The organism is Paracoccus everestensis (assembly GCF_021491915.1).
GTDB classification, from domain to species: domain Bacteria; phylum Pseudomonadota; class Alphaproteobacteria; order Rhodobacterales; family Rhodobacteraceae; genus Paracoccus; species Paracoccus everestensis.
Genome location: NZ_CP090836.1, coordinates 430,790 through 456,185, shown reverse-complemented (window position 1 = coordinate 456,185; position 25,396 = coordinate 430,790). Strand labels below are relative to the sequence as shown.

Below are 25,396 nucleotides of genomic sequence, written 5' to 3'. Positions count from 1 at the left end.
TATTTCGACATCCATGACCGCGCGCGCCTGCCTTCGCGGTTCTTCGGCGAAACGCGCGGCGTGACGGCGCGACTGTGACGGGCTGCGGTCCTGCCGCAGCCGACCTGTCCGCCATGATCACATCACAGCCGAAAGCCAAGCAGCCATGACCTTTGATCCCCAATCCGCCGCCCCGCGGACGCTTTACGACAAGATCTGGGATGCCCATGTCGTCGACCGTCAGGATGACGGCACCTGTCTTTTGTATATCGACCGGCATCTGGTCCACGAAGTGACCAGCCCGCAGGCCTTTGAAGGACTGCGCATGACCGGCCGCGCCGTCCGCGCGCCCGAACGCACCATCGCCGTGCCCGATCACAACGTGCCGACCACCTGGGACCGCGAACAAGGCATCGACAACGAGGAGTCGCGCATCCAGGTCGATGCGCTTGACCGCAACGCCCGCGAATTCGGCGTGGTCTATTATCCGGTCAACGACATCCGCCAAGGGATCGTCCATATCGTCGGACCCGAACAGGGCTGGACCCTGCCCGGCATGACGGTCGTCTGCGGCGACAGCCATACCGCCACGCATGGGGCGTTCGGCGCCCTGGCCCACGGCATCGGCACGTCCGAGGTGGAACACGTCCTGGCCACCCAGACGCTGATCCAGAAGAAATCCCGGAACATGAAGGTCGAGGTGACGGGCCGCCTGGCACCCGGCGTTACCGCCAAGGACGTGGTTCTGGCGATCATCGGCCATACCGGCACGGCGGGCGGCACCGGCCATGTGATCGAATACTGTGGCGAGGCGATCCGCAGCCTGTCCATGGAAGGCCGCATGACCATCTGCAACATGGCGATCGAAGGCGGCGCCCGCGCGGGCCTGATCGCGCCCGACCAGACGACCTTCGATTACGTCAAGGGCCGCCCCCATGCGCCGAAGGGCGCGCAATGGGATGCTGCGGTCAACTGGTGGAAGACGCTTTACAGCGACGACGACGCGCATTGGGACAAGGTCGTCACCCTGCGCGGCGAGGATATCGCCCCCACCGTGACCTGGGGCACGTCCCCCGAAGACGCGCTGCCCATTACCGCAACCGTTCCCGATCCTTCGGATTTCACCGGCGGCAAGGTCGAGGCCGCGCGCCGGTCGCTGGATTACATGGACCTGACCCCCGGCACCCGGCTGACCGACATCGCCATCGACGCGGTTTTCATCGGTTCCTGCACCAACGGCCGGATCGAAGATCTGCGCGCCGCGGCCGAGGTTCTGCGCGGCTGCAGGCTGGCGGCCGGGGTGCGCGGCATGGTCGTTCCCGGATCGGGCCTTGTGCGCGCCCAGGCCGAGGAAGAAGGGCTGGACGTGATCTTCAAGGAGGCGGGCTTCGAATGGCGCCTTGCGGGCTGTTCGATGTGCCTGGGCATGAACCCGGACCAGTTGGCCCCCGGCGAACGCTGCGCGGCCACCAGCAACCGCAACTTCGAGGGCCGCCAGGGATACAAGGGTCGCACGCACCTGATGTCGCCCGCCATGGCGGCGGCGGCAGGCGTGGCCGGGCATCTTGTCGATATACGGGAGCTTGCGCGGGAACCGGCCTGAAATGGCCCGCCCCTGCGCAACCCGGTGTCGGCCGTCCCCCTCAGCCTGGCCACGCGGCCTGGCTGCGCCGGGCCGGTCTGCGCCTGCGCCACAGCAGCCAGGCTGCATTGACCGCGATCAGCACCAGCCCGGCGTTCTCGAACAGGAAGTTGTTCGTCACACCGAAGTTCCGGGTGCCGATCAGGCGGTCGAAATGGTGAAAGCTCAAGGCCCGGATCACCACGTAACACAGCACAAGGGTCAGTCCGGTCGCGGCCAGCAGGTTCTGGCGAAGCCTGCCCCACAGGCTGAGCGTCAGGCCCAAAAGCAAGGCAAGCGCGCAACCTCCGATCAGGCCGATGAACAGCGCCTGCATCAGGCGGCGTTGCGCATACCACCCTTGCGCACGGGCAAGGCATTTACCGGTGGCGGTGACAGCCGATTGCAGATCCAGTTGCTTGTTGACGGCCAACGCCACCAGCAGCAGCGACAGGACCGCCCAGAACAGGCGCCCCCGCTGACCCTTCAGCCGTCGCCACACGGCCAAGGCCAGCATCGCGCACAATGCATAGGCCAGGACCGTCAGCCATCCCGTCACCCCCGGATCGCCGATCTGCGGCGACCACCGTTGCATCACGCAGGCCTGCAACTCGCTTCCAGTCACGTCAACATACCCCTCGCCCGATCGCGGCCAGACTAGACCGGCCCGGGGCAAAGCAGAAGCCAAGAGGACCCATGGACAAGTTCACCACCCTGACCGGAATCGCGGCGCCCATGCCACTGGTCAATATCGACACCGACATGATCATCCCCAAGCAGTTCCTGAAGACCATCAAGCGGTCGGGGCTGGGGATCAACCTGTTCGACGAAATGCGCTATGATCGCGAAGGCAACGAACTGCCGAATTTCATCCTGAACCAGCCCGCCTATCGCCAGACGCAGATCCTGGTGGCCGGCGACAATTTCGGTTGCGGATCGTCGCGCGAACACGCGCCTTGGGCGTTGCTGGATTTCGGCATCCGTTGCGTGATCTCGACCAGCTTCGCCGACATCTTCTTCAACAACTGCTTCAAGAACGGCATCCTGCCCGTGGTGCTGCCCCAGGACGCCGTCGATACGCTGATGGAGGATGCCCGCAAGGGCGCCAACGCCCGCATCACGGTGGATCTGGAAAACCAGACCGTCACGACATCCGATGGGGTTTCCTTTGCCTTCGAGATCGACCCCTTCCGCAAGCATTGCCTGCTGAACGGATTGGACGACATCGGGCTGACCATGGAAAAGGCTCCGCGCATCGACAGCTACGAAACGCAGATGGCCCAAGCCCGGCCCTGGGTCTGACGGCATGAAAAAGCCCCGCCATGCGTTATGGCGGGGCAAGGGGGTTCCACCTTGGCGGCAGCCGGGGGAACCAGGCGAACCGTGAAGCCTCAGTTGGGGCGGGAAACCTCGCCTTCCATCTCGGCCCGGATCTGCTGGCGCAGGATGTCGATGGGGATCATCCGGCCTTCGCGCCGATAATGCCAATAGGTCCATCCGTTGCAGGAAGGGGCGCCCTCAAGGGCGGCGCCGACCTGGTGGATCGACCCCTTCACGTCATTGCCGATCAGCGACCCGTCGGCGCGGACCTTGGCCTTGTGACGGCTGTTCATGGAATACAGTTCCTCGCCCGGGCGCAGCATCCCGCGTTCGATCACCTGGCCAAAGGGAACGCGCGGCTCGGCACGCTTGGCGCGGGTGGTGGCAAGCGCCTCGGCATCCAGGCGGCGGATGCGCGAGATGCGCCTTTCCGCAACGGTGCGATAGGCTTCCTCGCGCTCGATCCCGATGAAATCGCGGCCCAGCATCTTGGCGACAGCGCCGGTCGTGCCGGTGCCGAAGAAGGGATCCAGAACCACGTCGCCGGGATTGGTCGTGCCGATGATGACGCGGTGCAGCAGCGATTCCGGCTTTTGCGTCGGATGGGCCTTGTCGCCCGCCGCGTCCTTCAACCGTTCACCGCCGTTGCAAATGGGCAGCACCCAGTCGGACCGCATCTGCGTGCCTTCGTTCAGCGACTTCAGCGCCTCGTAGTTGAAGGTGTATTTCGAGGCTTCGGATTTCGCGGCCCAGATCAGCGTTTCATGGGCGTTGGTCAACCGCTTGCCGCGAAAGTTCGGCATCGGGTTCGACTTGCGCCAGATCACGTCGTTCATGATCCAGAAGCCCTGGTTCTGGATTTCCGCCCCCACGCGGAAGATGTTGTGATAGCTGCCGATGACCCAGATCGCGCCGTTCGGCTTCAGCACACGGCGCGCGGCAGCCAGCCAGTCGCGCGTGAAGGCGTCATAGACGGCAAAGCTGGAAAACTGGTCCCAGTGATCGTCCACCGCATCGACCTTGGAATTGTCAGGCCGGTGCAGGTCGCCGCGCAATTGCAGGTTATAGGGCGGATCGGCAAAGATCAGGTCCACGCTGGCTTCGGGAAGCGCGTTCATCACCTCGATGCAATCGCCCGCCAGAATCTGGTTCAGGGGAAGTGGCCGCGCGGCTGCCATGCGCTGATCCTTGGTCTTTATCATCTCTGCCTCGGGGGTCGCTGCCGGCTTTTTGCCGGTCTGCTGTCCCGTTAACATGATTCAGACGCGAATCGGCGTCAATTTCTTTTTTGAATCAAGGGTTTGCCACCAGGGCTTTACACAAGATGTTGTGGACGGGCTCGAACGAACGCCTATGATAAGGGGTAACGCCCAAATCTAGCAGGGCCCGTTTGTGCGCAGGGGTTGCATAGCCCGCATTGGCTTCCCAGCCGTATCCGGGATATTGTTGCGCCAAATCCACCATAAGCCGGTCGCGCGCCACCTTGGCCAGGATGGAGGCCGCAGCGATGGTCACGCAGCGGGCATCCCCCGCGACAATGGCCTGCCCCGGGCAGGACAGGTCGCGCGGGACGCGGTTACCATCGACCAGAGCCAGGCAGGGCGCGGTTTTCAGCCCCGCGACGGCCTTGCACATTGCCAGATGGGCCGCGTGATAGATGTTGAGACGGTCGATCTCCTCGACCCCGACATGGACGATGCAGTGGTCGCAATGGTCCGCCAGCCATGCGGCCAGGGCCTCGCGCCGTCTGGCGGTCAGCTTCTTGGAATCGTTCAGCCCCTCGGGGATGTTGCCTGGGTCCAGCACCACGGCGGCAGCGGTGACAGGCCCGGCCAGGGGGCCGCGCCCGACCTCGTCCACGCCGGCGATGCGGCGGGCGCCACGGGACAGGGCGGCCAGTTCGGTGCTGAAGTCGGGCAGAGTCATGGGGTGATGGTTACAGGGGCGATGGTTACTTCTTCAAGGTTCACGCCGTCCCCCTCGCGATCCACGACCAGGAAATCCGCCGCCCTGTCCAGTGGCGTCAGAACCCCATGCCAGACCCCGGCCCGCAGGTTCACGCCGGTTCCCGCAGGCACCAGGAAGGCGCGCGGCATCCCCGGCTTGCCGCCATCGTCCGGGGCCACCACCGACAACCAGGCGTCCGGTCCAAGCGGCATGAAGGCCTGGCTGCCCAAGGGGTGGCGTTCCAGCAGGGTGCAATCATAAGGCAGGCTGACGGCATCGGACCGAAAGATCGAGATGATCGCCTCGCCCCCTGCCCGTTCCACGGTGGCAAGCGCGTGGTGGCGTTCGCAGCGGCCGGCGTTGATCATGCGGTCGGGCGTGACGCGCGGGGCCAGCACGTCCCCAAAAGGGGCGAAGGCATCGGCGGTGATGGGTTCCAAGCGGATCGTGGTCATGGGTGTCCTCCCTGCCCCTGTGCCTTATCCTGCCGCGGCCAGCCCGTCGAGGATCCGCGCCATGATCGCGCGGCGGGTGGCAGGCTTGCGGAGCAACGCAGCCTCAGCCCGCGCTGCGGTCGCCATGGCCTTGCATTCATTGGGATTTGCCCGCGCCCAAGCCAGTTTTTCGGCGATGTCGATGCCATAGCGTTCCAGCGGGATATAGTGTTTCCACGGCTGGAAGCGGTTGGAATAGAACACTTCCCACCTGTCCTCCTCCTTCAACAGGACGGATTGCCCATCGATGGCCCCGATGAAGTTCGATCCGTGATCATAGCCCGTCAGGCACAGCTGATAGCGGAAGCGGTGGAAGAAGGCGCGGTCCTGGCGAGGGGTGCAGAAAGGCGCCAGCAGCGGATCGCTTGCAAACTGGCGAAAGCCCCAGGCCATGACCACGCCCAGGTCGAAATCGGGATGCCCGAACCATTGCCGCACAAAGGCCAGCCGGGACGTGCCGCACAGCCGGTCCCAGGCCGCCCGGCGTTTGTCGGGATCGTCCCCGGCCTCGGCAAGCTGGCGCAAGGCGAGGTGGGACGCCGGGCCGGGCTTGACGCTGTCGCGCATCTCGCTGCCGGAAATCATGCCTCGCCAGACAATCTGGTCCAGCTTGTCCTCCCACGGGATCGGGTCCGGGGGGACATCAGAGTCAAAGCCCGGCAAGCCGATGCTGTGCTGGTCGGGCAGCGGCCACAGCACGGCATTCCGTGCGCCCTGGCGGCGGTTGTGGCACAAGGTGGGGGCCGACAGCGGCTCGCCCTGCGGGGATCCGAACCACCGCGAATCCTCCATGTCGATGCGCAGCGGCATGGGGCGGTTCAGGCGCAGGGCATCGTTGATAACGCCTTCAACGCGGATGATCTTGAAATGGCGGCCCAGGGCGGACAGGGCGATGCCGTCCTGGACCCTGATGCGCCGCTGCGCACCATGCCGGTCGGCCACGATACCGCCCCCGTCCCAAATGGAAAAATATTCGGAAAGCCCGGCGTCCTGGCCCGTTCCAGGTCCGACGCCGCGCAGGCAAAATGCCGCCACGTCATCGACATAGGCGGGATCCACCGGTTCCGGCGGGGGCTTGGCCAGCATCCCTTCCATGTCGGGCAGGGTTTTCGCGGCGGGAAACCACCCTTCTTGGGATCCCGGATCAGACATCGGCAGGATCGGATCCAGCCTGGCCGCCAGATCGGCAGGCGTATCACGGTCCAAGTCCACACGGATCAGGCGGGGATCGCCACCGAAGAACGCATCGACCGCGGCCAGGTGGGCGTGCCAGTCAGCCTCCCACAGGTCGGGCAGGTCGGCTGGGTCGCAGCCCCAGTGAAGGGCATGGCAGCGTGCGGCCGCGCCCCTGTCGCGGGTCAGCCGGTCGAGGATCCAATCCTCGGGCGGGCGGGTGGTCAGGACGAAACGCGCCTGGGGAAAGCGGCCGGCCAGCCACCCGAACTGCCGCCATGCCTCCAGCGGCGGGCGCCAATGCGGCGTGTCGCGATACAGGCCGGAAAACAGCACCGTGCCCCGCCACGGCGTCAGCGGGTCGCCGTTGGCTGCGCGGGCGAACAGGATATCCTCGGCCAGTTGCCCCTTGTCGTGGCAAACCGCCCGATGCCCGTTGCGGCGGAACAATCGGGCCAGTCGCGCCTCCGCACAGCCGTCGGGGCTGATGTGGAAGAACAGCGGTCCCGGGGTCATGGCGGATTCATCCGCCGATCAGCCGCCCCGGCCGAGGCAGGAAGATCGTCAGAATCCCCAGGATCGGCAGGAACGAACACAGGAAGAACACCGTCTCGATCCCCCGCGCGTCGGCCAGCACGCCCAGGGCCGCGGCGGCAATGCCTCCCATGCCGAAGCTGAAGCCGAAGAACAGCCCTGCAATGGTGCCGGTGCGGCCCGGCACCAGTTCCTGCGCAAAGACCACGATGGCCGGAAAGGCCGACGCCAGGATCAGCCCGATGATGACGGCCAGAACCCCTGTCGCGGCCAGCCCGACATGGGGCAGCAGCAGCGTAAAGGGCAGAACGCCCAGGATGGAAAACCAGATGACCCGCAGCGGCCCGATCCGGTCGCCGACGATGCCGCCCAGGATCACGCCCCCGGCCATGCCGCCCAGGAACAGGAACAGCATGATCTGCGCGCCCTGCGTGCCAAGGCCGAATTTCTCGATGGTGAAGAAGGTGAAATAGCTGCTCATCGAGGCGGTGTAGATGTTTTTGGTAAAGGTCAGCACCGCCAGCACGGCGATGGAGCGGATCACCAGGTTCCGGGGGTATCGCAACGCCGTGTCGGGCCGCGCGGTGGCGGCGCGGCGGCGCCCCTCGGCCCAGGTTCCGACGTGCCACAGCAAGGCCCCGCCCAGGGCTGCGGCCACCGCGAACCAGGCCACCGCCGGACGGCCCAGCGGCACGACGATAAAGGCGGCCAGCAGGGGGCCAAGCGACTGCCCGAAATTCCCGCCCATCTGGAACAGCGACTGCGCCGTCCCGAAGCGCCCGCCCGAGGCCATCCGCGCCACGCGCGAGCTTTCGGGATGAAACACCGCCGACCCGACCCCGATCAGCATCGCCCCCGCCAGCAGCATGGTGTAATGATGCGCGAAGGCCAGCAGCAGCACCCCGCAAAAGGTCGAGGCCATGCCGAAAGGCAAGGATCGCGGTTGCGGATGCTTGTCCGTCGCCATTCCGATCAGCGGCTGCAACAGCGATGCCGTCACCTGAAAGGCGAATGTCATCACCCCGATCTGCGCATAGGTCAGCGAGAATTCGACCTGAAGCAGCGGATAGATCGCCGCCAGCATCGACTGCATCACGTCGTTGATCATGTGGCACAGGCTGATTGCGGTCAGGATGCCCCAGGCCGTGCCGGTTGCGGCCATCGGGCCGGATGTCGGGATGTCGGCGCGCATCGTTCCCCCACGCTTACCTGCATATGATGCAATAGCAGCCGCGGGGACAGGTGCAAGCGGGCTTTGGCCGAAGCCCGCCCACTGACGATTTGGACAGCTTCCCTTGGCGCCGCCTGGACCCGACATTGGGATGGTATGTGTTTCGAGTTTATAAAGTTGTAAAATGGCAAAGATTCCCGGCAACCTCGTCCGGTCGCTGCGCGCATCGGGCGCGGCGGGCGGCGGACGGCGCATGAATACCTGGCAATCCGTCCGCGCGGACGTTCTGGACAGGATACGCTCGCGGGAATGGCCGCCGGGCGAGTTGATCCCGACCGAACAGGAGCTGGCCCACAGCATGGGTTGCGCGCGGGCCACGGTGAACCGGGCCTTGCGGGAACTGGCCGACAGCGGCATCATCGAACGCCGCCGCAAGGTCGGCACGCGCGTCGCCGCGACCTCGGCCCGGCGGACGGTCCTGGATATGCCCGCCGTGCGCACCGAGATCGAAGGCATGGGGGCGGCTTATTCCTATGTCCTGGCCAGCTTCACAACCCAACGCCCGACCGAGGCTGCGGCCCGCGCCTTGCAGGTGCCCGCGTCCCAAGAACTGGTGCTGGTCAAGGCCACCTATACCGCCGACGGCCACCCGCATTGCTGCGAGGCGATCTGGCTGAATCCCGCCATCCTGCCGCCGCTGACACGCCAGGACGTGGAACAGCAATCCGCGCATGAGTGGCTGGCCAGCCAGGTTGCCCTGACGCATGGGCGGTTCTCGATCCTGGCGGATGCCGCCAGGGGCGATTGCGCCCATCACCTGAACATCCCCGAAGGCACGGCGGTGTTGACCATCGAACGCACGAACTGGTCCGATACGACGCCCGTATCTTTTGCCCGCCAATTCTATCCTCCCCAGCACCGGCTGGTGTCCGAGGATTAGAACCCTCCGGTCAGGCCCGGAAACAGTGCCAAGGCCGCGACGACCAGAAGGTCCAGGAAAAGGAACCGGCCCAGGCCCCCAAAGACGGCGCGGGCCGGGATATCGCGGGCCGCCGTGGCGACAACCACCGCATTCAGGCCCAGGGGCGGCAGGATCAGCGCGATCTCGACCAGCTTGACCAGAAGGATGCCGGACCAGACCGGCTCCTGGCCATAGGCGGTGCCGATGGCCAAGGCAAAGGGCAGGGTCAGGACCAGGATCGCCACCGGTTCGGCCAACAGACCCAGTGCGGCGCAGGCCAGGCCCAGCAACAGGATCGTCGCCAGGCGCGGCAGGGCGGCGGCACCTTGGGCCAGCATCGCGGGCAGGCCGGTCATGTCCAGAAACGTCAGGAACAGGCGTGCGGCGACCAGCACCAACAGGATCATCGCCGCCTGCGCCAGGCTGCCGCGAAGGGCTGACCAAAGCGTTTCAAGCGTCAGGCGATGCTGGAGAATGGTAACGGCCAGTGTCAGGGCCACGCAAATCCCCAGGGCCACCACCAGCGACATGGCCCCCGACCAGATGCCACCAAGGATGATCCCGAACACCACCGGCGCGGGCCAGATCGCCCGCAGCGCCGCCTCGCGCGGCGGCAGCAAGGATTGCGACGGGGGCGCGGCCTGGGGATCGTGCCGGGTCCACCACGAAAGCACGGCAATCATCCCTGCCAGGGACAGGGCCGCAGGCAGCAGGGCCGCCAGGAACACCGCCGCAACCGGCGTGCCTGTCAGCAGCGCCCACAGGATCAGCAGCATCGACGGCGCCAGCAGCGCCCCCAGCGTGCTGCCTATTGCAACCGAGGCACCGGCCAGCCGCGGATCATAGCCCGCACGCAGCATCTCGGGGATGGCAATGCGCGACATGGTGGCGGCGCAAGCCACCGATGACCCGCAGGTCGCGGCAAAGCCCGCGCAGCCCAGGATCGCGGCGCCGGCAAGCCCGCCGCGCCTGTTCTGCAACAGCACCGCCGCCGCATCATGGACCCGCGTTGCAAAGCCCGCATAGAAGGCCAGGTTGCCCAGCAACAGGACCAGCGGCACCGCCAGCAGATCGGGCGCCCGCAGCAGCGCGTCCAGCTGGGTCCAGGCTTGGTCCCCCGCCCCCACAAGTGCCAGCCCTGTCCCGCCCGCCAGCATCAGCGCCAGCGCCACGGGCATCCGCAGGGCCAGCAGGGCAATGGCTGCGGCAATGGCGGCAAACCCGGTCATGTCCATGGTCGAACTGTCCTGCCCGCCGGTCCGTGCTGTATCACCGTTTCCCCGGATCCGTTGTCGCAACGGCAGGCTAGTGCGAGGTCGCGGCAAACTCAAACTGGAATTGACCGAAATGTGACTGGCGGTCTATCTGGCAAATCCGCGCAAGACACTGAATGCTGCGCCCACCCCGACGGAGAATTTGATGTCGCGATTCACCCCCCGGATCCCCCTTGGCCGAATCCCGCTTGCCTTGGTTATCGCCGCACTGATGGCCCTGCCTGTGGCGGCCCAGACGGATCTGCCCTTCACGGCAGCCGAGATCGAGGCGGCGGCCTATGATGGCGGTGACCTGCCCTCGGGACGGTCGGCGCTGACGACCAAGGTTCAGGTGCTGCTGGACCGGTCGGGGATCTCGCCCGGCGTCATCGACGGCTTCAAGGGCGGCATGAGCCAGAGCGCGATCATGGCATTCGAACGCCGGTCGGGCCTGCCCATCGACGGGGTGATGGACCCGCATGTCTGGAACCTGCTGCAATCTTTCGCAGCCCAGCCCGCAACCAAGGATTACACGATCACGGCCGAGGACGCGCAGGGCCTGGTCGATGCAATCCCCACCGACTATGCCGAAAAGGCGCAGATGACCGCCATGGCCCATACCAGTGTCGCCGAACGCCTGGGCGAGCGGTTCCATATGGATGAAAAGTTCATTGCCTTTCTGAATCCCGGCACGGATCTGGTGGCGGGGGCCACGATCAAGGTGGTCGATACCGGCAGCCGGATGCGCGGCAGCGTCGCGCGGATCCTGGTCGATGTGAACACGCGGCGGGTGGCGGGATTCGATGCGAATGGCAAGCTGCTGGTCGATTACCCGGCAACGATCGGATCGTCGGCCACGCCCTCGCCTTCTGGCGAGCACCGTGTGAAAACGGTCGCGCTGAATCCGAACTATACCTATAATCCGCAAAAGAACTTCCAGCAGGGCGACAACGACAAGCCCTTGGTGGTTCCGCCGGGGCCGAACGGGCCGGTTGGCACGGTCTGGATCGGGCTGTCCAAGCCGACCTATGGGATCCACGGCACGCCCACGCCCTCGACCCTGTTCCGTAACCAGTCCATGGGATGCGTCCGCCTGACCAATTGGGACGCCGAGGAACTGGCCCGCATGGTTGCGGCCGAAACCACGACGGTTCAATTCCTGCCCCAGGGCATGACCATTGCCGATGCCACGGGGGCGACTGCCACCCCGGCGACGGAGCCTGCGGCACCGGTCGAGGCAGTGGCCGAACCCGCCCAGACAACCCCGGCCGCGCCGCTGGATTACGCCGATCCGCTGGCCGCCAAGCGCACCCCGTCCGAGCCGGTTTATGAAAACACCTCGGAGGAAGACGCCGAGGCGTTGGCCCCTGCCGGGGATTCGCTGACCGATGCGCTGACGGGCGCCCTGCCCGACGGGTTCGTGACTGCGCCCGTGGACGAACAACCGTGACCCGGTGGGGCGCAATCCTGTGCGCCTTGGCCTTGTGCCAGACAGCGCCCGCCGCCGCGCAGGACCGCCCACCCGAACGCCCCGCGCCGGCACAGCCCCAGCCGGTCCCGCAGGCCCAGCCGGATCCGGGGGCCGTTTTTGGCCCCCCTGCCCCGCCCCGCTGGTTCAGCCTGCGGGAAACGGACGAGGATCATGCCGCGTGCAAGCTGGCGCTGTCCCTCCTGGGCACGGTTTATACCGAGGAGCCGTCGATCACCGACCCCGACGATCCCGATTGCGGCATCGCCCGCCCGGTCCGGGTCGAGCGCATCCTGCCCGACCTGACGCTAGAGGGCGATGCGGTGATGCGCTGCGATACGGCCCGGGCGCTTGGCTTCTGGGCGCGCGACTTCCTGCGCCCGGCTGCGGCGATGCTGCCCGGCGCGCCTCGTGTCACGGGCCTGCAGCTTGGCACCGCCTATGACTGTCGCCCGCGCCTAGGCACCGGGGCAGAGCAGCCAAAGCTGTCGGAACACGCGCTTGGCAATGCCATCGACATCGCGGCCTTTGTCTTTGACGGCGCGGACCCGCTGATCGTCCAGCCCCGCACCGACACCGGCGATCTGGCCGAGGCGTTCCAGCGAACCGTGCGCGCCGCCGGATGCCTGTTCTTCAGCACGGTGCTGGGTCCGGGATCCAACGACGCCCATGACGACCACCTGCATCTGGACGTGGCGGTCCGACGCGGAGGCTGGCGGCTGTGCCAGTGATCACCGCTGGGTGCGTTCCAGGTCCAGATAGGCCGGATCGAACCGCGCCAACAGCGCCAAGCCCTTCCAATCGGTGATCGTGATGTCCGCGCCCAGCCAGCGGATCAACCCGCGATCGCGCAGGTCGCGGACGGCACGGTTCACATGGATGGGCGAATAGCCCAGGATATCGGCCAATTCGCGTTGCAGCAGCGGCAGGTGAAACTGGTGTTCCGACGCGACCCCTACGGCGTTCAACCGCGTGTAAATCTCGCACAGAAAGTGGGCAAGATGCGCGCTGGACCGCAGCGATGCCGCCGCGACCAGCCATTGCCGGTGGATGGCGGAATCGATCACCGTCGTCATCCACAACAGCCGGGTCAGATGGGGAAAGTTCTGTGATATTTCAGTAAGTTCTTCGTGATTGACGAATTCGACCTCGGTCGGGCCTACCGCAATGATGGAATGGTCCAGTTTCGCCATAAGAAAGGCATGAAGGTCAACGAAATCCCCTGGAACGTGCAAGGCCGTGATGACGCGATCCTCGGGTCGCCCGACAAGAGGGTGGGACCGGGCCGACAATCCGCGCAGCATCATGCAACTGCGATTGGGACTGCTGCCAACGGGAACGATCACTTCGCCCGGGGCATAGCTGGCATGTTCGATCTTCAACGAACGCAAACGTTCCAGGTCTCTTGCGCTCAGCTGGTCGCGCCGTTGAAGATAGCGGACAAAATACTCGGTGATCGCCAATTCCGTTGCCCTTTTCGTTCTGCTGTGTGCAACCGCCTCGACTTTCGCAGTCGACCGCAAGCCCCGCTAACCTTCATCAAGCCAACACAGATCCTTGGCTCTGGGTTTCAACCCCGCGCCTGCCGCCCCTGCGCCGGGATCCGCAAGGCCGTGCCAAGGGCGGCAAAGCTTTCGGCGATGCCCGGTGTCTTGACCGTCACCAGATCATCCAGCTGCGGAAACAGCTTCACCGCCTCGTCCAGGCGCGGATCGGCCCCCGGCGCATAAAGGCCCGCGCGGATCATCAATTCCGATTCCGCATAGGCGCCCAAAGCCGCCCGGGCCTTGCCGATCATCCTGTTTTCGTCCGCGGTGGCGGCATCGGGCAAGGACCGCGATACCGATCTTACCACATCAATGGCCGGAAAGCGCCCGCGTTCGGCAATGGTGCGATCCAGGACCACATGGCCGTCCAGCGTGCCGCGCAGGATGTCTGCAACCGGCTCCTCCATATCCGATCCCGCGACCAGCACGCTGAAGATGCCGGTGATGTCGCCCGTCCCCTCCAAGCCCGGGCCGGATCGTTCGGCAAGCGCCATGATCAGGTTCGAAACCGACGGCGGAAAGCCGCGATAGCTGGGCGGCTCGCCCGCGGCCAGGGCGATCTCTCGATGCGCTTCGGCGAAACGGGTGATCGAATCGGCCAGGAACAGGACATGGTGGCCCTCGTCGCGGAAATGCTCGGCCACGGCCATGGCCGCCCAGGCGCAGCGCCGCCGGATCAAGGGAGAGCGGTCGGATGTCGCGGCCACGATCACCGCCCGTGCCATGCCTTCGGGTCCCAGGGTCTTTTCGACGAATTCGCGCAGTTCCCGGCCCCGTTCGCCGATCATGGCGATAACCACGACATCGGCCTGCACGCCCTTGGCAAGGCCGGACAACAGTGTGGACTTTCCCACCCCCGATCCCGCGAACAGCCCGATCCGCTGGCCCGTGACCAGCGGCAGCAGCGTGTCGAAGACCGCAAAGCCGGTGGGAAGGCGCATCCCCAGCCGCTTGCGCCGCACGGCGGGCGGGGCTTCGCGGCGATAAGGACGGGGTTCGCGCCCTTGCGGCAGGGGGCGCCCGTCCAGCGGCTGACCCAGCGGGTCGATGATTCGGCCCACCCAGGCGTTGCAGGGGGCGATGGTCGGCGCGAACAAAAGCTCAACCCCGGCACCCACGGACAGCCCTTCGGCATCCCCTTCGGGCAGCACATCCGCATGGCGCGGGGCAAGCCCCACGATTTCCCCCGAAACCTGACCTTTCTGGAGGAAAATCAGAACCCTGTCGCCGACCGAGGCATGGCTGTTCAACCCTTCGACCCGGATCAGCCCGGCCTGCATCGAATGCACCCGGCCAAAATGCCGCGTCATGCGCAAGTCCGCGATCCGCGCCGCAACTGACGCCAACTGATCCATCTCCGCCTCCGTTTTTTCCAAGCCGCAAACGGTTTCTAAACGAATCACGGTTAAGACCGGGTTATCGCCAATGAGGAGAAGCCTCATGTTTGAAAAGATCGAAATGATGCGCATGGCCCGTGCCCTGGGCGCCCATGCCAGCCAGCGGCATCTTGTGGTCACCCGCAACATCGCCAATGCCGACACCCCCGGCTTCAAGGCCGCCGACACGGCGTCCTTTGCCGACAGCTATCGCAGGGCGGACCTGACGCCGATGCGGACCACCGATCCGCGCCACCTGGCCACGCCGGACTGGTCGCCCTTGACGCGCCAGACCGCAGACGAAACTGGCGCCTCGCCCAACGGCAATTCTGTCTCGTTGGAGGAGGAGATGCTGAAGGCGGCCGAGGTCAAGCGCGGCCACGACCTGTCGCTGGGCATCTACAGCTCGGCGCTTGATCTGATGCGCACCAGCATCGGACGGAGGGCATGATGGACCGTCCCGTTTCCGCCCTGCACCTGGCCGCCTCCGGGATGCGCGCGCAAAGCGAACGCCTGCGCCACACGGCCGAGAACATCGCCAACACCGACACGCCCGGCTATCGCCGCAAGCTGGTCACCTTCGAGGAAGCCACCCGCTTCGGCCGTCCCACCGGAGAGGTTTCGGCATCGCGGCTGCGGCTGGATCAAAAGGAACTGCCGCGCCTTTACGATCCCTCGCATCCCCTGGCCGACAAGGACGGCTATTACCTCGGCTCCAACGTCGATCTGGTGATCGAGATCGCGGATTCGCGCGAGGCGGGCCGCAGCTATGAAGCCAACCTGAAAATGTTCGAGCAGACGCGCCAGATGGGTGCGTCGCTTCTGGAACTTCTGCGCCGCTAGAAAGGTCGCCCATGTTCACCAGTTTGAATGCAGCCACTGCCTATTCCGCCGCCCGCACCGCAGTCGCGCCGGGTCAGCCCGGTCCCGCCGTTCAGGCGCTGTCCAACGCCGCCCAGGATTTCGCCGCCCAGATGGGAAAGGTCGATCAGGTGGCGACCGGCGCCATGACCGGACAGGTCGAAACCCACCGCCTGGTCCAGACCCTGGCCGAGGCCGAGATGGCCATGGAGACCGTGGTCGCCATCCGCGACAAGGTGGTCGAGGCTTATCAGGAAATCCTGCGGATGCCGGTGTGACCCATGGATGAAACGCTGCTGTTCGATATGCTGCGACAGGCCTTGCTGATCTCGGTCCGCATTTCCGCCCCGATGCTGGCGGTCGCGCTGATCGCGGGCGTCGTGATCGGGCTGTTCCAGGCGCTGACCTCGGTCCAGGAAATGACGCTGACCTTTGTGCCCAAGGTCGGGCTGATGCTGGCCGTCTTCTGGGTCACGATGAGCTTCATGACCACCGCGCTGTCCGATTTCTACCTTGGGCAGATCATCCCCCTGATCGCGGGAAGCTGACCCATGGACAATGCGATCTATGCAAGCCTGACCCGCCAGGCCGGGCTGATGGCCGAAATGCGGGTGGTGGCCAACAACATCGCCAACGCCAACACCACCGGCTTTCGCCGCGAAGGGGTGATCTTTGCCGAACACCTGTCGGCACTCGACCGCAACGGCGACACGCTGTCGATGGCCCATGCGCGCGGCCGGACGCTGGATCTGGACCAGGGCGTGCTGACCCAGACCAACGGCAACTTCGACCTGGCAATCGAGGGCGAAGGATTTTTCCTTGTCGAAACCGCTGATGGCACCCGCCTGACCCGCGCTGGCGCCTTTCTGCCCTCTGCCGAGGGCGAGGTGATGACCGCCGAGGGATTTCGCCTGCTGGACGAGGGCATGGCGCCGATCATCGTTCCCGCGGGCGCCAGTGGCGTGGCAATCGGCGCTGACGGCACCCTGTCGGCGAATGGGGTGGTCTTTGGCAAGATCGGCGTCTTCAATGCACCCGATGACGCGCAACTGACCCATCAGGGCGGCACAGCCTTCACCACCGACAGCCCGCCCGAGCCGGTGGATGACGCCCGCATCCGCCAGGGTTTCCTGGAAGAATCCAACGTCGATTCCGTCTTCGAGATTACCCGCATGATCGAGGTCCAGCGTGCCTACGAACTGGGCCAATCCTTCCTTGACCGCGAAGATCAGCGCATCCGCAGCGCGATCACCGGCATGACACGCTGAAAGGACCACCGATGAGAGCCCTGCAAATCGCCGCCACCGGCATGAGCGCGCAGCAAACCCGGGTCGAGGTCATTTCCAACAACCTCGCCAATATGTCCACCACCGGCTACAACGCCCGGCGTGCCGAATTCGCAGATCTGCATTACCAGCAGGCCACGCGCCCCGGCACGGTCACGGCAGCGGACGGCACGGTCATTCCGGCAGGCGTCCAACTGGGCCTGGGGGTGCGGCCCACGGCGGTCAGCATCAACCTGCAACAAGGCGCGCTGACCCAGACCGGGGGCGACCTGGACATGGCCATCGACGGCGAGGGTTATCTCGAGGTGACGCTGCCGTCCGGTATCTCGGCCTATACACGCGATGGTGGACTGAAACGGTCCCCCGACGGGCTGATCGTGACCTCGGACGGCTATCCGGTCGTCCCTGGCATTACCATCCCGGACGACGCGCGCACGATTTCCATCAACGCCGCCGGAGAGGTTTACGCCTATTTCACCGACCAGGTCGAACCCGAGATGTTGGGCCAGCTGACCCTGGCGGGCTTTTCCAACGAAAAGGGGCTGGAGGCGATCGGGTCCAACCTGTTCCTGGAAACCGGCGCGTCTGGCACCCCGCAGGTGACGACGCCCGGCGTGGACGGCCTTGGCACGCTGCGCCAGGGATATCTGGAAGACAGCTCGGTCGATTCGGTGCGAGAGATCACCGAACTGATCAAGGCGCAGCGCGGATACGAACTGAACGCCAAGGTCATCACCGCTGCCGACCAGATGCTGGCGGCCACCACGCAGGTGCGCTGATGCGGTGGCTCGTGCTTCTTCTGGCGCTTGCCCCCCTGCCCGCCACCGCGGCGGTGCTGGCCGCCGCACGGACCCTTCCTGCGGGGACAGTCATCACCGCGGCCGACCTGCGCGCTATCGATGGCGACCGCCCCGGCCTGTCCGATCCGTCCGAGGCGATCGGGCTGCAAACCCGCATCACGATCCACGAAGGCCGCCCGCTGCAAGCATCCCTGCTGCAAGCGCCCCGGCTGATCGCCCGCAACCAGATCCACCCTCTGGTCTTCCAGCGGGGCGCCCTGCGCATCGTGACCGAGGCGCGGACCCTGTCCGATGGTGCGGCAGGCGATGTGATCCGCGTCATGAACCTCGAATCCCGCGCCACGATCAGCGCCGTCGTCCAGCCGGACGGCAGCCTTCTGGCCATGAAATAGACCGACAAGGACATCCGATGAAACCGACCCGCCTGATCCTCCTGGCCCTTGCCGTGACCGCCTGCGCACGCGCCGACCACCTGGGCAAGCCGCCGACCCTCACCTCGCCCCGCAACAGCGAGGAGTTCATCGCCATGACCAACCCGCCCCTGGAAATCCCCGTCGATTCCGGCCGCCCCGAGGCCGCCGCCTCGCTCTGGGCCGGGACTACCTCGTCGCTGATCAGCGACCGGCGGGCGGCCACGCGCGGCGACATCCTGACGGTGGTGATCGAGATCGACGACGAGGCGCAGATGACCAACACCTCGGGGCGCAGCCGCCAGTCGGGCGAAAGCGTCAGCATCCCGCAGATGATCGGCATTCCGCAGCGCCTGAACGAAAAGCTGCCCGAGGGTGCCAGCTTCGACAACCTGGCCGAGGCGGAATCCTCATCCACCTACAAGGGCAGCGGCAACATCACGCGGCACGACAAGCTGACGCTGCGCGTGGCCGCCACCGTGATCGACACCCTGCCCAACGGCACCTTGCAGATCGAGGGCACCCAGGAAGTCCGTGTGAACTACGAACTGCGCGAACTGACCGTCAGCGGCTTCGTGCGCCCCGCCGACATCGACCGCAGCAACGAGATCGCCTATGACCGCATCGCGGGCGCGCGCATTTCCTATGGCGGGCGCGGGCAGATCACCGATGTGCAGCAACCCCGCTTCGGCCAGCAGATCGCCGACGTGATCCTGCCATATTGAGGTTGGATCATGAAAAAGCTCTTGCCCCTGCTGATCCCCGTTGTGGCCCTTGTCGGGGGAATCGCCGCAGGAGACTGGCTGCGCCCTGCCCCAGAGGGGGCTGGCCATGCCGCCGAAGCGCCGGCCGGTGAACATGGCGAAGCAGAAACCGACGCCCATGGCAGCGACGATCATGCCGCGGATCCGTCGGATCACGCCGCCCCCGCCGCTGATCACGCCGCTGCCAGCGACCACGGCGGCGGGCATGATGACGGCCATGGCGGCCCCGTCCCGGCGGAGGGGTGGTTCACCTTTCCATCCCAGTTCTTCGTTCCCCTGATGCGCAATGGCGACATGGGCGCCGTGATGATCCTGACGCTGACCATCGAGACCCCCGGTGCCGAACTGGCGGCAATGGAACAACAGGAACACCGGCTCCGCGACGCGCTGCTGCGCGAATTGCTGATCCATGCCAACACCGGCGGCTTCGACGGCAACTTCACATCCGAGGCGCGGCTGGCCCCCTTGCGCGAAAGGCTTCACAAGGCCGCGCAGGCCAGCACCGACCTGACTGTCAAGGCCGTCCTGATCGAGGATATCGCCAGGCAGGCAGGGTGATAAGGCAGCCGCCGCCTTATCTTTACCTCCTTACCAAGTATTCTTCAGCGTTGCGGAAACCAATCCGCGACCCTGCGTTGCGACATTGGGGCGACAAATGCCCACTACATCCGTCCGGTTGCACCAACTAGCCTCAGGGTCCATTGATATTGATCCTTTGGCGTGCTTCAGCCTCCGCAAGGAGACTGAACGATGAGCAACCTTTTCTGGCTTTCGGACGCGCAGATGGCACGCCTGCAGCGGTTCGTCGGGAAGACAGTCCACTGGACTGTCTTCTGATCCGCCTCACTCCCCAAGAGCCATGGCAAGCCTCGCGTTGATGATCGGCGTGTGCTCAGCGGCATAGTCTTTGTCAATCGCAATGGGTTGCGATGGTGCGATGCACCCAAGGAGTATGGTCCGGCAAAGACGCTTTATGACCGTTGGAAGCGGTGGAGCGACAATGGTGTCTTCGCCCGGATCATGATGGGTCTGGCCGCCGAGAGTGCCGAGAGCAAGACGATCATGATCGATGCAACCTATCTCAAGGCGCATCGCACGGCTTCCAGCCTGCGTGCCAAGAAAGGGGGCGTGGACGACAGATCGGGCGCACCAAGGGTGGCATGAATACCAAGCTGCACGCCGTCACTGACGCCAGGGGCCGCCCGATCCGGTTCTTCATGTCGGCGGGACAGGTAAGCGACTACACTGGTGCGGCAGCATTGCTGGGCCGCCTGCCGAAGGCAGATTGGCTGCTCGCGGACCGGGGCCATGATGCAGACTGGCTGCGAAAGGCGTTTGAAGACAAGGGGATAAAGTCTTGCATCCCAGCAGGTTGTCTCGAAAGAAGACTGTGAAATACGACAAGCGGCGTTACAAGCGGCGCAACCGCATCGAGATCATGTTTGGCCGCCTGAAGGACTGGAGGCGTGTTGCAACTCGATACGACCGCTGCCCGGAGACCTTTTTCTCAGCCATCGCGCTCGCCGCAACAGTCCTGTTCTGGCTCTGAAACTCAATGAGCCTGGGGCCTAACCAGTCGGGATTGAAGCGGACACTCGCCTCGCGCATGCCCACCTCAAATCCTAGCGCACCGCCGCCGTTCTGCGCCATCTCGATTACGGTCAGGCGCCCGTCCTCAAGCGAGGCCAGCCATTCGCGCGTGCCATCGGACGATCCATTCTCGACCACAATGACATGATCGAGTGGTTCCGCCAGCAGCCGGGCCAAGGTTTTCCGCATCTGCGGCAGCCTGTTATAGGTGACGACAACAGCGGCGACCACAACGGCGGATGGATTGGATAAGGACAAGACGGACTCACTTGGCGGGCATCGCGTAAAATATGCGCCATCTGATAGCAAGTCGCGGCGCCATGAGGAAGCAATGGTCGATGCTTATCGCCCGTCGCCCAACAGCCCGAGCAAATAACGGCCATAGGCATTCTTCGAGTATTTCTGCGCCTGTTCGCGCAAGGCGTCCTCGCTGATCCAGCCTGCCTCGAAGGCGATTTCCTCGGGACAGCCGGTCTGCAATCCCTGCCGGTTTTCCAGGGTGCGCACGAAATTGCCCGCGTCCAGCAGGCTGCCATGGGTGCCGGTATCCAGCCAGGCAAAACCGCGGCCCATCTTTTCGACCGTCAGGCTGCCATTGTGCAGATAGCTTTCCAGCAGGGTGGTGATCTCCAACTCGCCCCGATCGGAGGGCTTGACCTGCCTGGCGCGCGCCGGGGCGGTGCCGTCCAGGAAGTAAAGCCCCGTCACAGCAAAGTTCGACGGCGGCAGATCGGGCTTTTCGATGATCGCGCGGACCCGGCCGTCGGACTGGAAATCCACCACGCCGTATCGTTCCGGATCCGACACGCGATAGCCGAAGACCGTGCCGCCATCCTTGCGGCCATCGGCGGCCTTCAACAGTTCGGGCAGGCCATGGCCGAAGAAGATGTTGTCGCCCAGAACCATGGCCGAAGGGGCGCCGGACAGGAAATCCTCGGCCAGGATATAGGCCTGCGCCAAACCGTCGGGGGACGGCTGGATGATCCATTCGAAGCGCAGCCCCCATTGCGCGCCATCGCCCAGAAGCCGCTGGAACTGGGCCTGATCCTCGGGGGTGGTGATGATCGCCATCTCGCGGATGCCGGCCAGCATCAGCACGCTGATCGGGTAATAGATCATCGGCTTGTCGTAAAGCGGCAGAAGCTGCTTCGACACCCCCATGGTGATGGGATAAAGGCGCGTCCCCGACCCGCCCGCCAGAATGATGCCCTTGCGTGTGGTCATGTCGGATATCCCAGTTGATTCAAGACCCGGTCCAGATCGGCCCGCCAATCGGGGCGGGCAATGCCGAAATCGCGCGCGATCCGCGAACAATCCAGCCGCGAATTCGCCGGCCGCCGTGCGGGGGTCGGATAGGCGCTGCCGGGGATGTCGCGCACCGCGCAATCCAGCCCGGCGCGCTGAAAGATGGCGCGCGCAAAATCAGCCCAGCTGACATCGGGGGCGCCTGCGAAATGGTAAAGCCCGCCCTTGCCCCGGTCGGCCTGCATCTGCCGCGCCATCTCCAGCAAGGCCTGCGCGATCCGGCTGGCCTCGGTCGGTCCGCCGATCTGGTCGGCCACAACGGTGATCGTGTCGCGTTCGGCCCCCAGGCGCAGCATCGTCTTGACGAAATTCGCCCCGTCCGGGGAAAAGACCCAGGACGTGCGCATCACGGCCCATTGTCCACCCGCCGCCGCGACCTGGCCTTCGCCTTCCAGCTTGGTGCGGCCATAAACCCCCAGGGGCGCGGTCGGCGCGTCTTCAGTGCGCGCGGCATTGCCGGACCCGTCGAAAACATAATCGGTCGAGACGTGGAGAAACGGAATGCCCAGTTCTGCCGCCGTCCGGGCCAGCAGGCCAGGGGCTGTGGCATTCAGCACCCTTGCCGCCTCGATCTCGACTTCGGCGCGGTCCACGGCAGTATAGGCAGAGGCGTTGATGATCGCCTGTGGACGCAGGTTGTGGATCGTCTCCATCACCAACTGCGGATCGTTCAGATCGGCATCCGCCCGGCCCCAGATGGTCGCCCCGGGCGCCAGGCGTGCCAAGGCCTGGGCAAGCTGCCCGGACTTTCCCAGAACCAGAAGACCGTTCATCGGGCCTGACCCAGGCGTTGGCCGACGCCCTGGCGCGACAACAGCGGCTGCCACCAGTCACGATGGGTCAGATACCATTCCACCGTCCGCCGCAGCCCTTCCTCGACCGTGACCGAGGGGCGCCAGCCCAGTTCCGTGCGGATGCGCGTCGGGTCGATGGCATAGCGGCGATCATGGCCGGGTCGGTCGGTCACGAAGGTGATCAGGTCGCCGTGGCGCGCGCCTTGGGGATGCAGGTCGTCCATATGGGCGCAGATGGTGCGGACCAGGTCGATGTTCCTGGCCTCGTTCTCTCCGCCGATGTTGTAGCTGTGGCCGACCCGCCCCTTTTCGACCACCAGCAGCAGCGCATCGGCGTGGTCTTCCACATACAGCCAGTCGCGCACATTGCCGCCATCGCCATAGACCGGGATCGGCTCGCCCGCGAGCGCCTTCAGGATCACGACCGGCACCAGCTTTTCGGGGAAATGATAAGGGCCGTAATTGTTGGAACAGTTGGTCAGCACGACGGGCAGGCCATATGTCTCGTGCCAGGCGCGCACCAGATGATCCGATCCGGCCTTGCTGGCGGAATAAGGACTGCGCGGGTCGTAAGGGGTGGTTTCGGTGAACTGCCCCGTCTCGCCCAGCGATCCGAACACCTCGTCGGTGGAAATATGGTGGAACCGGAAGCTGTCCGGCCGGCCCCGCGCGGTCCAGTAGCTGCGCGCGGCTTCCAGCATGTTGAAGGTGCCGATCACGTTGGTCTCGATAAAGGCGGCGGGACCGTCGATGGACCTGTCCACGTGGCTTTCGGCCGCAAGATGCATCACGGCATCGGGCTGGTGGTCCGCAAAAACCCGGTCCAAAGCCGCGCGGTCGCGGATATCGACCTGTTCGAACCAATAGCCTGGGCTGTTGGCGGCATCCGCCACATTCGCAAGATTGGCGGCATAGGTCAGCGCATCGACATTGACCACTTCGTGGCCGCGCGAAATCGCCAGCCGAACCACGGCCGAGCCGATGAAGCCCGCACCCCCGGTGACAAGGATCTTCATGCCGCCACCGTGTAGTCGAACGGGGACACCCAATCGGCAAAGGCAGGCGCATCGCGATCCTTGTCGGACAGCAGCGGATCCTCCACCCCCCAGTCGATGCCCAGGCTGTCCCACCGCACTGCCCCGTCGCTGGACCGGTCGTAATGCGCGGTGCATTTATAGACGATTTCCGTATCGGGTTCGCGCGTGACAAAGCCATGAAGGAGCCCCGCCGGAATCCAGAGCTGGCGTCCATTCTCAAAGGACAGTTCGACCGCGACCCACTGGCCATAGGTCGGGCTGCCTCGCCGCGCATCGACCGCTACGTCCACAAGCGCGCCGCGCCCGCAACGCACCAGCTTGCCTTGCGCAAAGGGCGGCGCCTGGTAATGCAGCCCGCGTACCGTTCCCGCGCGGCGCGACATCGAATGGTTGTCCTGCACAAAGTCGGGCAGCACCACCCCAGCCGCGGCCAATGTCTTGCGGTTCCAGCTTTCGGAAAAGAAGCCCCGATCATCCCCAAACCGGGCAGGCGTCAGAACAAGAACATCAGGCAAGGCGGTGGCTTCTATCTGCATCAGATCAACCCAAGGCTGGAAATGTCGCTTCCGTTTATGCGATGGATCGAGGCCTGTCACTTGCCCGCCGAAAAATCCTGTTCCCGTCATTCGATGATCAGATCGGCATGTAGCGCCCCCGCCGCATGGATCGACTTCAGGATGTCGATCATTTCCCGGGGTCTGACACCCAGGGCGTTCAGCCCTTGGACCAGATCGCTGAGCGAGGTTTCGCCCGCCACCTCGGCAAAACCGATGCCCGGCTCGTTGCGCAATTCGGCCACGGTACGGGGAACGGTAACGGTTTCCCCCCGGGCAAAGGGGTTGGGCTGGGACACCATCGGCGCCTCGCTGACGCTGAGGGTCAGCGCCCCTTGGGACACCGCGACCCGAGAGATTCGCACCCGTTCCCCGATCACGATGGTGCCGGACTTGTGGTCGATGACCACCTTGGCGCGATCTTCCGGCTCGACCGTCAGGTTTTCGATGCGTCCCAGGACGCGGGCCGGATTGACCTCGCCCAACTGGCGGAATTCGACCATGACCGTGCCGCTGTCCTGGGCGGTGGCGACGCGGCGGTCGAAGTCACGGTTGATGGCGTCCTCGATCCGGGTCGCGGTGGTGAAATCGGCATTGCGCAGGGCGACGCGGATATTCTGAATGCCCGCGAAATCGAACTCGACCTCGCGCTCCACGCGGGCGCCCACGGGAATCTTGCCCGAGGTTGGCACGCCTTCGACCACCCGCGCCGCCTCACCTTCTATTGCGGCACCACTGGCGATGATCGACCCCTGGGCCACGGCATAGATGTTGCCATCCGCCGCCTTCAGCGGCGTCATCACCAGCGTCCCGCCCAGCAGGCTCTTGGCATCCCCGATGGTGGATACGCTGACATCGATGCGGCTGCCCGACCGCGCGAAGGGCGGCAGAGCCGCGGTCACGACAACGGCGGCGACGTTTCGGGACCGCAGCGCCTCGTCGGTGACGTTGACGCCAAGCCGTTCCAGCAGGCCTGCCAGCAACTCCTCGGTAAAGGGGGCGTTGCGAAAGCCGTCGCCGGTGCCGTCCAGACCCACGACCAGGCCATAACCCACCAGATCGTTGCCACGCACACCGTCGAAATCGGCCAAGTCCTTGATGCGGACCGGCGTTGCAGCCGCGATCGCAGGCAGCAGCGCCAGGACGATCAT

General features: G+C 65.2%; 28 protein-coding genes and 2 pseudogenes. 15 read left to right on the top strand and 15 right to left on the bottom strand.

The window, feature by feature from the left end:
- The first annotated feature begins 145 nt into the window (after positions 1-145).
- Positions 146-1,582: a 3-isopropylmalate dehydratase large subunit gene (gene leuC / locus LZ585_RS02270; protein ID WP_234854842.1), complete on the top strand. Its 1,437-nt coding sequence runs from the start codon at positions 146-148 to the stop codon at positions 1,580-1,582.
- A 40-nt stretch (positions 1,583-1,622) separates the two neighbouring features.
- On the opposite strand, the gene LZ585_RS02265 is transcribed toward leuC, so the two are convergent.
- On the bottom strand, positions 1,623-2,195 hold the full coding sequence (locus LZ585_RS02265; RefSeq protein ID WP_234854841.1) for a hypothetical protein: 573 nt from the start codon (positions 2,193-2,195) through the stop codon (positions 1,623-1,625).
- A gap of 101 nt (positions 2,196-2,296) precedes the next feature.
- On the opposite strand from LZ585_RS02265, the gene leuD reads away from it, so the two are divergent.
- The gene (leuD, locus tag LZ585_RS02260; protein WP_234854840.1) at positions 2,297-2,902 is read left to right on the top strand and encodes a 3-isopropylmalate dehydratase small subunit; all 606 of its coding nucleotides are present in this window, start codon (positions 2,297-2,299) and stop codon (positions 2,900-2,902) included.
- An 89-nt stretch (positions 2,903-2,991) separates the two neighbouring features.
- Here the strand turns inward: leuD and LZ585_RS02255 are convergent, their stop codons facing one another.
- From LZ585_RS02255 to LZ585_RS02235, 5 genes are all read right to left on the bottom strand, one after another.
- Entirely contained in the window at positions 2,992-4,098 is a 1,107-nt protein-coding gene (locus LZ585_RS02255; RefSeq protein ID WP_234854839.1) for a site-specific DNA-methyltransferase, read from the bottom strand.
- 115 nt (positions 4,099-4,213) lie between these two features.
- Complete coding sequence (locus LZ585_RS02250; RefSeq protein ID WP_234854838.1) at positions 4,214-4,846, bottom strand: ribonuclease HII; 633 nt, start codon at positions 4,844-4,846, stop codon at positions 4,214-4,216.
- On the bottom strand, positions 4,843-5,322 hold the full coding sequence (locus LZ585_RS02245; RefSeq protein ID WP_234854837.1) for an ureidoglycolate lyase: 480 nt from the start codon (positions 5,320-5,322) through the stop codon (positions 4,843-4,845). The genes LZ585_RS02250 and LZ585_RS02245 overlap by 4 nt, the downstream gene beginning before the upstream one ends.
- 24 nt (positions 5,323-5,346) lie before the next feature.
- Positions 5,347-7,050, bottom strand: a complete 1,704-nt coding sequence (locus LZ585_RS02240; RefSeq protein ID WP_234854836.1) for a glycosyl transferase family 90 — start codon at positions 7,048-7,050, stop codon at positions 5,347-5,349.
- Between the two features lie 7 nt (positions 7,051-7,057).
- Positions 7,058-8,260: an MFS transporter gene (locus LZ585_RS02235; RefSeq protein ID WP_234854835.1), complete on the bottom strand. Its 1,203-nt coding sequence runs from the start codon at positions 8,258-8,260 to the stop codon at positions 7,058-7,060.
- A gap of 163 nt (positions 8,261-8,423) precedes the next feature.
- Here LZ585_RS02235 and LZ585_RS02230 point away from each other — a divergent pair, with 163 nt between their 5' ends.
- A complete protein-coding gene (locus tag LZ585_RS02230) occupies positions 8,424-9,179 on the top strand; it encodes a GntR family transcriptional regulator (RefSeq protein WP_234854834.1) in 756 nt (251 codons plus the stop codon).
- Here the strand turns inward: LZ585_RS02230 and LZ585_RS02225 are convergent.
- Entirely contained in the window at positions 9,176-10,435 is a 1,260-nt protein-coding gene (locus tag LZ585_RS02225; protein WP_234854833.1) for a TRAP transporter large permease subunit, read from the bottom strand. The two genes, LZ585_RS02230 and LZ585_RS02225, sit on opposite strands and share 4 nt — an antisense overlap.
- Positions 10,436-10,619: 184 nt before the next feature.
- Here LZ585_RS02225 and LZ585_RS02220 point away from each other — a divergent pair, with 184 nt between their 5' ends.
- Positions 10,620-11,903, top strand: coding sequence for a L,D-transpeptidase family protein (locus tag LZ585_RS02220; protein ID WP_234854832.1), 1,284 nt, complete (start codon positions 10,620-10,622; stop codon positions 11,901-11,903).
- A complete protein-coding gene (locus tag LZ585_RS02215) occupies positions 11,900-12,652 on the top strand; it encodes an extensin-like domain-containing protein (protein ID WP_234854831.1) in 753 nt (250 codons plus the stop codon). The genes LZ585_RS02220 and LZ585_RS02215 overlap by 4 nt, the downstream gene beginning before the upstream one ends.
- Here LZ585_RS02215 and LZ585_RS02210 read toward each other — a convergent pair whose 3' ends face one another.
- The gene (locus LZ585_RS02210; RefSeq protein WP_234854830.1) at positions 12,653-13,303 is read right to left on the bottom strand and encodes a Crp/Fnr family transcriptional regulator; all 651 of its coding nucleotides are present in this window, start codon (positions 13,301-13,303) and stop codon (positions 12,653-12,655) included.
- Positions 13,304-13,491: 188 nt separating this feature from the next.
- Entirely contained in the window at positions 13,492-14,823 is a 1,332-nt protein-coding gene (locus tag LZ585_RS02205) for a FliI/YscN family ATPase (protein ID WP_234854829.1), read from the bottom strand.
- 85 nt (positions 14,824-14,908) lie between these two features.
- On the opposite strand from LZ585_RS02205, the gene LZ585_RS02200 reads away from it, so the two are divergent.
- The 10 genes and pseudogenes from LZ585_RS02200 to LZ585_RS02155 all read left to right on the top strand — a co-directional run bounded on the left by LZ585_RS02200 (position 14,909) and on the right by LZ585_RS02155 (position 20,514).
- On the top strand, positions 14,909-15,295 hold the full coding sequence (locus LZ585_RS02200; protein ID WP_234854828.1) for a FlgB family protein: 387 nt from the start codon (positions 14,909-14,911) through the stop codon (positions 15,293-15,295).
- Complete coding sequence (flgC, locus tag LZ585_RS02195; RefSeq protein WP_234855722.1) at positions 15,295-15,687, top strand: flagellar basal body rod protein FlgC; 393 nt, start codon at positions 15,295-15,297, stop codon at positions 15,685-15,687. Before LZ585_RS02200 ends, flgC begins: the two co-directional genes overlap by 1 nt.
- An 11-nt stretch (positions 15,688-15,698) precedes the next feature.
- Positions 15,699-15,983, top strand: coding sequence for a flagellar hook-basal body complex protein FliE (fliE, locus tag LZ585_RS02190; protein WP_234854827.1), 285 nt, complete (start codon positions 15,699-15,701; stop codon positions 15,981-15,983).
- Positions 15,984-15,986: 3 nt separating this feature from the next.
- Positions 15,987-16,253, top strand: a complete 267-nt coding sequence (locus LZ585_RS02185) for a flagellar biosynthetic protein FliQ (protein ID WP_234854826.1) — start codon at positions 15,987-15,989, stop codon at positions 16,251-16,253.
- Positions 16,254-16,256: 3 nt separating this feature from the next.
- On the top strand, positions 16,257-16,973 hold the full coding sequence (locus LZ585_RS02180) for a flagellar hook-basal body complex protein (RefSeq protein WP_234854825.1): 717 nt from the start codon (positions 16,257-16,259) through the stop codon (positions 16,971-16,973).
- Positions 16,974-16,984: 11 nt separating this feature from the next.
- Positions 16,985-17,770, top strand: a complete 786-nt coding sequence (gene flgG / locus LZ585_RS02175) for a flagellar basal-body rod protein FlgG (protein WP_234854824.1) — start codon at positions 16,985-16,987, stop codon at positions 17,768-17,770.
- A complete protein-coding gene (gene flgA / locus LZ585_RS02170; RefSeq protein ID WP_234854823.1) occupies positions 17,770-18,183 on the top strand; it encodes a flagellar basal body P-ring formation chaperone FlgA in 414 nt (137 codons plus the stop codon). Before flgG ends, flgA begins: the two co-directional genes overlap by 1 nt.
- Before the next feature lie 17 nt (positions 18,184-18,200).
- Complete coding sequence (gene flgH / locus LZ585_RS02165) at positions 18,201-18,926, top strand: flagellar basal body L-ring protein FlgH (protein WP_234854822.1); 726 nt, start codon at positions 18,201-18,203, stop codon at positions 18,924-18,926.
- 9 nt (positions 18,927-18,935) lie between these two features.
- Positions 18,936-19,523 carry a hypothetical protein gene (locus LZ585_RS02160; RefSeq protein WP_234854821.1) on the top strand — a complete coding sequence of 196 codons (588 nt, stop codon included), beginning with the start codon at positions 18,936-18,938 and terminating at the stop codon, positions 19,521-19,523.
- Between the two features lie 192 nt (positions 19,524-19,715).
- A pseudogene (locus LZ585_RS02155) lies at positions 19,716-20,514 on the top strand (IS5 family transposase).
- 56 nt (positions 20,515-20,570) lie between these two features.
- On the opposite strand, the pseudogene LZ585_RS14845 reads toward LZ585_RS02155, so the two are convergent.
- The 6 genes and pseudogenes from LZ585_RS14845 to LZ585_RS02125 form a co-directional block, all read right to left on the bottom strand.
- Positions 20,571-20,786 (bottom strand): annotated as a pseudogene (locus tag LZ585_RS14845) (glycosyltransferase); the annotation flags it as partial.
- Between the two features lie 111 nt (positions 20,787-20,897).
- Positions 20,898-21,779 (bottom strand): glucose-1-phosphate thymidylyltransferase RfbA, encoded by an 882-nt coding sequence (rfbA, locus tag LZ585_RS02145; RefSeq protein WP_234854820.1) that lies wholly within the window; start codon positions 21,777-21,779, stop codon positions 20,898-20,900.
- Complete coding sequence (rfbD, locus tag LZ585_RS02140) at positions 21,776-22,633, bottom strand: dTDP-4-dehydrorhamnose reductase (RefSeq protein ID WP_234854819.1); 858 nt, start codon at positions 22,631-22,633, stop codon at positions 21,776-21,778. The genes rfbA and rfbD overlap by 4 nt, the downstream gene beginning before the upstream one ends.
- Complete coding sequence (rfbB, locus tag LZ585_RS02135) at positions 22,630-23,670, bottom strand: dTDP-glucose 4,6-dehydratase (protein WP_234854818.1); 1,041 nt, start codon at positions 23,668-23,670, stop codon at positions 22,630-22,632. The genes rfbD and rfbB overlap by 4 nt, the downstream gene beginning before the upstream one ends.
- Positions 23,667-24,227, bottom strand: a complete 561-nt coding sequence (gene rfbC, locus LZ585_RS02130; RefSeq protein ID WP_234854817.1) for a dTDP-4-dehydrorhamnose 3,5-epimerase — start codon at positions 24,225-24,227, stop codon at positions 23,667-23,669. Before rfbC ends, rfbB begins: the two co-directional genes overlap by 4 nt.
- Positions 24,228-24,313: 86 nt before the next feature.
- The gene (locus LZ585_RS02125) at positions 24,314-25,396 is read right to left on the bottom strand and encodes a flagellar basal body P-ring protein FlgI (RefSeq protein WP_234855721.1); all 1,083 of its coding nucleotides are present in this window, start codon (positions 25,394-25,396) and stop codon (positions 24,314-24,316) included.